5 protein-coding genes are annotated in these 6,760 nt (G+C 40.1%); 3 read left to right on the top strand and 2 right to left on the bottom strand.

Going from position 1 to position 6,760, the window contains the following annotated elements:
* A partial coding sequence (locus tag ACKI5B_RS02035; RefSeq protein ID WP_407425328.1) for an Ig-like domain-containing protein occupies nt 1–2,664 on the bottom strand: 2,664 nt, incomplete at its 3' end.
* Nucleotides 2,665–2,858: 194 nt separating this feature from the next.
* Here ACKI5B_RS02035 and ACKI5B_RS02040 point away from each other — a divergent pair.
* Entirely contained in the window at nt 2,859–3,599 is a 741-nt protein-coding gene (locus tag ACKI5B_RS02040; RefSeq protein ID WP_407425330.1) for an NAD-dependent protein deacylase, read from the top strand.
* Here ACKI5B_RS02040 and ACKI5B_RS02045 read toward each other — a convergent pair.
* Nucleotides 3,551–4,786, bottom strand: coding sequence for a class I SAM-dependent methyltransferase (locus tag ACKI5B_RS02045; protein ID WP_407425332.1), 1,236 nt, complete (start codon nt 4,784–4,786; stop codon nt 3,551–3,553). The two genes, ACKI5B_RS02040 and ACKI5B_RS02045, sit on opposite strands and share 49 nt — an antisense overlap.
* Before the next feature lie 90 nt (nt 4,787–4,876).
* Between ACKI5B_RS02045 and ACKI5B_RS02050 the strand changes: the two genes are divergently transcribed.
* Together ACKI5B_RS02050 and ACKI5B_RS02055 are read left to right on the top strand one after the other, a co-directional pair.
* A complete protein-coding gene (locus tag ACKI5B_RS02050) occupies nt 4,877–5,632 on the top strand; it encodes a ParA family protein (RefSeq protein ID WP_407425334.1) in 756 nt (251 codons plus the stop codon).
* Complete coding sequence (locus tag ACKI5B_RS02055; protein ID WP_407425336.1) at nt 5,625–6,674, top strand: ParB/RepB/Spo0J family partition protein; 1,050 nt, start codon at nt 5,625–5,627, stop codon at nt 6,672–6,674. Before ACKI5B_RS02050 ends, ACKI5B_RS02055 begins: the two co-directional genes overlap by 8 nt.
* The last annotated feature ends 86 nt before the right edge of the window (nt 6,675–6,760 follow it).

Genomic DNA, 6,760 nt, shown 5'->3' on the forward strand with positions numbered 1-6,760 from the left:
TGCTCGAACATCAATTCCAACAAGACCGTCATCGAAGCTTGAAACATTGATATTTGCAGAATACTGATTAACATTTGCGCTCATTTCTTTCCATGACTCACCGCCATCAAGAGAATATTCCACTTTTTCAATTCCGTTGGCATCAGTTGCATTTGCCGTAATCTGCGTTCTTGTCTGAACCCACTGATGATTTGCAGGAGCCGCAATTTCAAGTTCAGGTGCAGCAGAATCAACAACGATGTTTACAGAAGGTGCACTGTATGATTTTCCTGATATATCTTTAACATTTACACTTACACCGCGGTAAGCACCGTCTTTTAATCCTGTAAGCTTAATTGTTTTTCCGAGAGTAGATTCTTCATTTGAAACAGACAGCCCTGAAGTCATAACACTTGGAGAAACAGGACCGTTTACATTTGCATATCCGATAAAGTCCTTTTCTGAAGCAATAACATAAGCATTCAAAGACTTGTTGTAAACGGCGTTTGCATCAGGAAGCCAGTAGATACTTCCTGTAGTCCAAAGACTGCGTTTTTCTGGAACAGGGCGGACTACGCAGAATGTTGCACGGACAGTTGCAGAAGAAGTTTTTCCTGCTTCTGCTTTTACAGTAAGGTTTGTAACCCGTGAAGGAAGATTTGCAAGTTTAATTTCATAATGATCACCTGTAAATTCTGCCTTACCTGTCTGTTTAACGTCCCCGCCGGTTTCAGCCTCACCTTCGATTGTATAAGTTACAGAAACGCTCTTTTCTGCTGTTTCGACTTTAAGAACAACCGGAACGCTTTCTTTTCCGCCATGAGGAATAATTACATTCATGCCGCCTTTATATTCAGCACCACCGATACTGATAAGAGACATTTCAATTCCATTATTGTCATTACCTTCGATGATTTTTTCTGAAAGTGGAGCATTGAGCAAATCTTCATGGATGTAAGTAAGATCTTTAATATTTACAAGAGATTTAAATTCTGTAACCCGTTCATAAATATCTGTTGCAGTAACAGTAATTCTCAATAAGCCCCATGGTGCATCAGAAAGAGGGATATGAACAGATGAAGATTTTTCAGGTGATTTTGGAGTGAGAGTATCTTCCTTGAAGACTGCATCATCACCATATTCTACTTTGTATGTAACAGATGTAATTCCAGAAGGAGAAGTAACTGTTACATCATACGCAGGATTTGATTCCGGATGAACGAGCATTCCGTTTACTAAATCAGCAGAACCGATTTTTGCAGTTCCAAATGAAGGTGCTGGTCCCATTGCAGTAAATACTGCTGTTACCGGATTACCTTTTACACCATGAATATCTGTTGCAGTGACTGTGATTTTATGAGTACCGATTGAAAGATCTGCATCTTCAGAAAGCGGAGCCGCAAATACACCCTGTGATTCGAGAGTTTTTGCTTCACCGCCGTCAAGACTGTACTCGATGGAAGCAACACCGTCATCATCAGTTACAATGCCGCGTACAAATACAGAACCTGCTTCACCGGAAACCACAGCAGAATTCTCAGGGAACTGAATCTGAACAACAGGTTTATCAGCTTCCTGATTAAGAAGAATATTTCGTTTGAGAACTACAAGGTTTCCTGCTGTATCAAGAGCAGTAACAGTAAAATCAATTGATTTTGAATTAATTCCACGTGTATCAACTTCTTTTGACCAGTACGGGTTTCCAGGAATAAGATCGAATTCACCGTTCTGACCGTTAAATGACCATGAAAGTTTCTGAAGTCCGACCTTATCTTTTGCAAAACCTGCAACTGTGAAGCGGCCGTTACAAACTTCATCTTCCTTTGGAGAAACAACTTTTACATCAGGTTTGGTATTATCGATAAAGTAAAGATATGAATATGTACCGACAGAGCCCATTTTGTCAGTTGCTTTAAACCAGAGAATAGCCGGACCGTCTTTATCAAGGCGGGTATCTATCGGTAAATCAAAAGTCCAGACACCATTTTTTTTGTCTTCAGAAATTTTTGTTGATAAATAGTTCTCTCCGTTGTCCAGTGAATATGAAAGAGCTTTAATGCCGTTTCCGTCACTAATCGTTCCCTTAATACTGATTTTTCCAGAAACAAGTTCGCCAAGTTCATGATTTGTAACTGCAATTACCGGCTGACGGCGATCCAGATGCCATGTTGCAAAAGCCTTCTTTTTTGGTTTTTCCTGAGAAGAAAGACCGTTAACATCAACACCCCATACTTCAATTGTATGAGGGCCTTCTGCAAGTTCATTTGTATCAAGATAATAAGACCAGAATTCTTTACCTTCGGCTTTTACAGGTTCTCCGCCGTCAAAAACAAGCCAGACTTCAGCAACACCATCGTCATCAACACAGGTACCTACGATATTCAGGTTTCCTGGAACACGCATGTTATTGATTGGGTTTGTTATACCCGAAATAGCGTAGTCTGAATCAGGATCAATAAAAAGATTGTACGGACCGGCGATAGATGAATTGCCGCCCTTATCTTTTGCTTCAACATAAATGTTGTATTTTCCTTCCTTCTTTTCATTAATGTCAAACGTTTCCTGCCAGCTGTCCATATTTTCGACATCACGGTAAGTAACATCTCTTTTTCCAAGAGCGAAAGCTGCAAAAGTGGCTGAAACTAAAGACACAACAAACAAGAATTTCTTCAGACTTTTTCTCATGATAATATCCTTACTTTTTTTATTTAACCCGATTAGTATAATTTTTGGGTGAAAAATAATCAAATTTTTACACTCAAAATCACCGGATTTTTAAAAAAATTTATTTTAATTTCGGTGAAAATCTCCAATATCTTGAATTTTCCGGCAAAAATGAATAAAACTAAAACAAAATTAAAACTTAAACGGAGATTTTTATGGACGAAAAAATTACAGAACTTCAGAAAATGATTGACGAATCAAAGAACATAGTATTTTTCGGTGGAGCCGGTGTTTCAACAGAAAGCGGTATACCAGATTTCAGAAGTCAGGAAGGTCTGTACAGTCAGGAATGGAAATATCCGCCGGAAACAATTATTTCACGTTCATTTTTCGACCATAACCCGAAAGAATTCTATCGTTTTTATAGAAAGAAACTGATTATAAAAAATGTTCAGCCGAACATTACGCATAAAAAACTCGCAGAATTAGAAGCAGCAGGAAAACTTAGTGCAGTCGTAACGCAGAACATTGACGGTCTTCATCAGATGGCAGGAAGCAAAACCGTGTATGAACTTCACGGAAGCACGCTCCGCAATTACTGTATGAACTGCGGAAAGTTTTACGGAATTGATTTTATTGCAGAAAGCGGAAACACAGAAGAAAAATTACCACGCTGTGAGTGCGGCGGTCTTGTTAAGCCTGATGTTGTTCTTTACGAAGAAGGTCTGGACGACAAAGTTATTAACGGTGCTGTCGAAGCAATTGCAAATGCTGACATGCTGATAATCGGAGGCACTTCTCTTGTTGTGTATCCTGCAGCAGGATTAATCCGCTACTTCCGCGGAAATCACCTTGTTTTGATAAACAAGAGCGAAACTCAGGCAGATGCAAGTGCAGATTTAGTTATTCATGACTCACTGGGCAAGGTTTTTGAGCAGATTGAAGTTAAAGTTTGATTCACCTGCAGTTCGGAAAGAAGCGGGCTTTTGCAGTCTGTTTCTGCCTTATTAGTACGCACTGCCCTGATTAACAGATTTTTTGGTGTTGCGCTTTCCTCAATAAATTCGAGTATCTGCACTTTGTAACCCCGGCTTTCAAGAAGCTCTGCGCGGACTGCATCGGTTACAAGGGCAGAAAAACGCTCTTTTATAAGGCCGTATTTTAAAAGCGGGACAAACGGAGAAGTTTCTGGTACTGATTTTGCAGAAAGCTGACTGTTTATTTCGTGCTGACAGCATGGAACAGAAAGAATTGCCTTTGCTTTCTGTTTTATTGCGTAATCTAAGGCATAATCAGTAGCGGTGTCGCAGGCATGTAGCGTTACAATAACGTCCGGATGCTTATTTTCACCGAAAGAAGCAATATCACCGACTGCAAAAGAAAGATTCTGCAAATTAAGTTTCTGCGCAAGACTGTTACAGTAGGCAATTACGTCCTTTTTAAGGTCAAGCCCGAAGATTTGAGCAGGAATCTTTTTGATTTCTGTAAGATAATACTGCACGGCAAATGTGAGGTAGCTTTTCCCGGAGCCAAAATCGACTATTGAAAGGGGATTTTCTGAATTTACCGGAAGATTTTCTTGCTCCCGAAGCTGCATTACGTTATCAAGAATATCGTCCAGCATTTCAAGGAAGCGGTTTATCTGCCGGAATTTGTCATATTTTGCTTTAACGACCTTTCCTTCTGCAGTCATTACGCCAAGATGCACTAAAAACGGTACCGCCACCCCTTCCGAAAGAAGATATTTTTTGACTTTCTGAGCTGAATTTCCAACAGACTCCCCTAAAGGAGGCTTGACGGAAGAATCAGTTTTTATTCGTGTTAATTCGTGGTTTATTTTTTTCCTCAGCTCCGTGATTTTTCCTTTTTTGTTTGCAAGAATCGTAATTTCTTCGGACTCTGTACGCTGAACACAGTTTTTAAAAGTTGTACCGGCATGAGTAGCAATAAAATCGTTGAGTTCAGCTTCGCTCATTTTTTTGTGAAAAACCTGCTTTTGAGTGTAAAACTCAGCGAAGTAGTTTTCGTTTTTTGAAGCTGAAAGAGATGAGGTAAGCAGTTTGATTTTAATGCGGGTATATTCTTCGCCTGAAATTTCTGAGATATTTTTAACTGGCTTAGAAAATGTAACTGAAAGAATCATAAAATCTCCTGCTTTGCTCCCTATGTGAAACATTAAAATTGTTTCACAAACACTATATATTTTAATTAAAAAATCCGATATAATAAATATATGGGAAAGATTTTTGTTTTTGTTAATCAGAAGGGTGGCGTTGGCAAAACAACTTCCGCTATCAACATTGGTGCATACATGGCAGAACTCGGCAAAAAGGTTCTGCTTGTTGATTTCGACTCTCAGGGAAACATGTCCAGCGGTGTGGGTGTTTCTAAAGACAAGCCTACAATTTACGAACTTATGGCAGGTCAGTTTACTGCAGAGGAAACTGTAAAACATTCTCCTGTTCCAAATCTGGATGCAATCAGTGCTTCCATCGATTTGTCAGGAGCCGCAATCGAGCTTGTTGATCAGGATGAACGTGAATTCTTTCTTAAAAATGCACTTGCTCCTCTTAAAGAAAAATACGACTATATTCTTATTGACTGTCCTCCATCTCTTGGACTTTTAACCCTCAACGGTCTAGTGGCAGCAGATGCTGTTCTTGTTCCAATGCAGTGTGAATATTTCGCACTCGAGGGAATTACACTTCTTCTTCAGACTGTCAAAAAGGTTCAGAAATCATTCAATCCAAATCTGATTCTTGGCGGTATTTTCTTTACCATGTATGACAGCCGTACACGTCTTGCACAGGATGTTGTCCGACAGGTTCAGTCATACTTTAAAGATGTTGTTTTCAATACAATTATTCCGCGCAATGTACGTCTTTCAGAAGCTCCTTCTCATGGTCAGCCGATTTGTCTTTACGACCCAAGCTGTGTAGGCGCAAAAAGCTACAAAAAGCTTGCAGAAGAGGTAATCAGCCGTGGCTAAAAAATTCGGTTTAGGTGCCGGTCTTGATGCACTTATGGGAGATGCAGGTCTCTCAAGTGAAGATTTTACAGAAAAATCCCATGATTCTATTTCTGATGAAGCTGTTTCTAAAGAAGCCGTTCAACAAAAAACTGAAGCTGCTCAGGCTGTAAGCAAAGCAATCGAAGCAGGCAACATTCCTTCCGATGTTGCTTCCGGTGAACGTAAGCTGCCGGATGGAATAAATGTCGATGAAAACGGACAGCTCTGGCTCAGTGTTGATTTACTTAAACCAAATCCACACCAGCCCCGTAAAGAATTTGATGAAGATGCCCTGCAGGAACTTGCAGATTCTATCCGCGAACACGGAATTTTACAGGCAATCACTGTTGAAGATGCTGGAGACGGCTCGTTCTACATAATTGCAGGTGAAAGACGCACAAGGGCGGCAAGGCTTGCAAATCTTGCGGAAGTTCCGGTTCAGCTCCGTAAATATTCGGATCAGAAAAAACTTGAAATTGCTTTAATCGAAAACATCCAGAGGGAAGACTTAAACCCAATCGAAGAAGCAGAAGCATACTATCAGCTTATGGAAATTTCAGGCTTAAGTCAGGAACAGGTTGCAGCCCGTGTAGGAAAAAACCGTTCAACAGTTGCAAATGCAATCCGTCTTTTAAAACTTCCTGAAGATATGCGAACTTCTCTGGTTCAGGGACATATAACTTCCGGTCACGCAAGGGCTTTGCTTTCTGTAAAAGACAATGCTGATATGCGCATTTTATTCGCAAAAATTATAGGTGCCGGGATGAATGTCCGGGAAGCTGAAGATATGGCCCGAACGCTCAATGAAGGTGCTGGTAACGGTGTTAAAAAACCGAAAGAACCTAAAAACGAAAACAAAGATCCTAACATCACGGCTCTTGAACAGGAATTTATCGAAAAACTTGGAACAAAGGTTCAGATTAAAGGAACAATGGAACGCGGTAGCCTTGAAATCCAGTTCTTTACAAAAGACGACTTAAACCGAATCTATTATTTAATCTGCGGACAGGATTACCCGTAACAAAGTAATTTCTTGAGAACAAAACCCCCAAAAAAAGAAGGAAAAATAGAAAAAACGGCTGGAGTTGGGGTTTCTGCCAAAAAACT

The sequence above is a fragment of the Treponema sp. genome, from assembly GCF_045657965.1.
Lineage (GTDB): Bacteria > Spirochaetota > Spirochaetia > Treponematales > Treponemataceae > Treponema_D.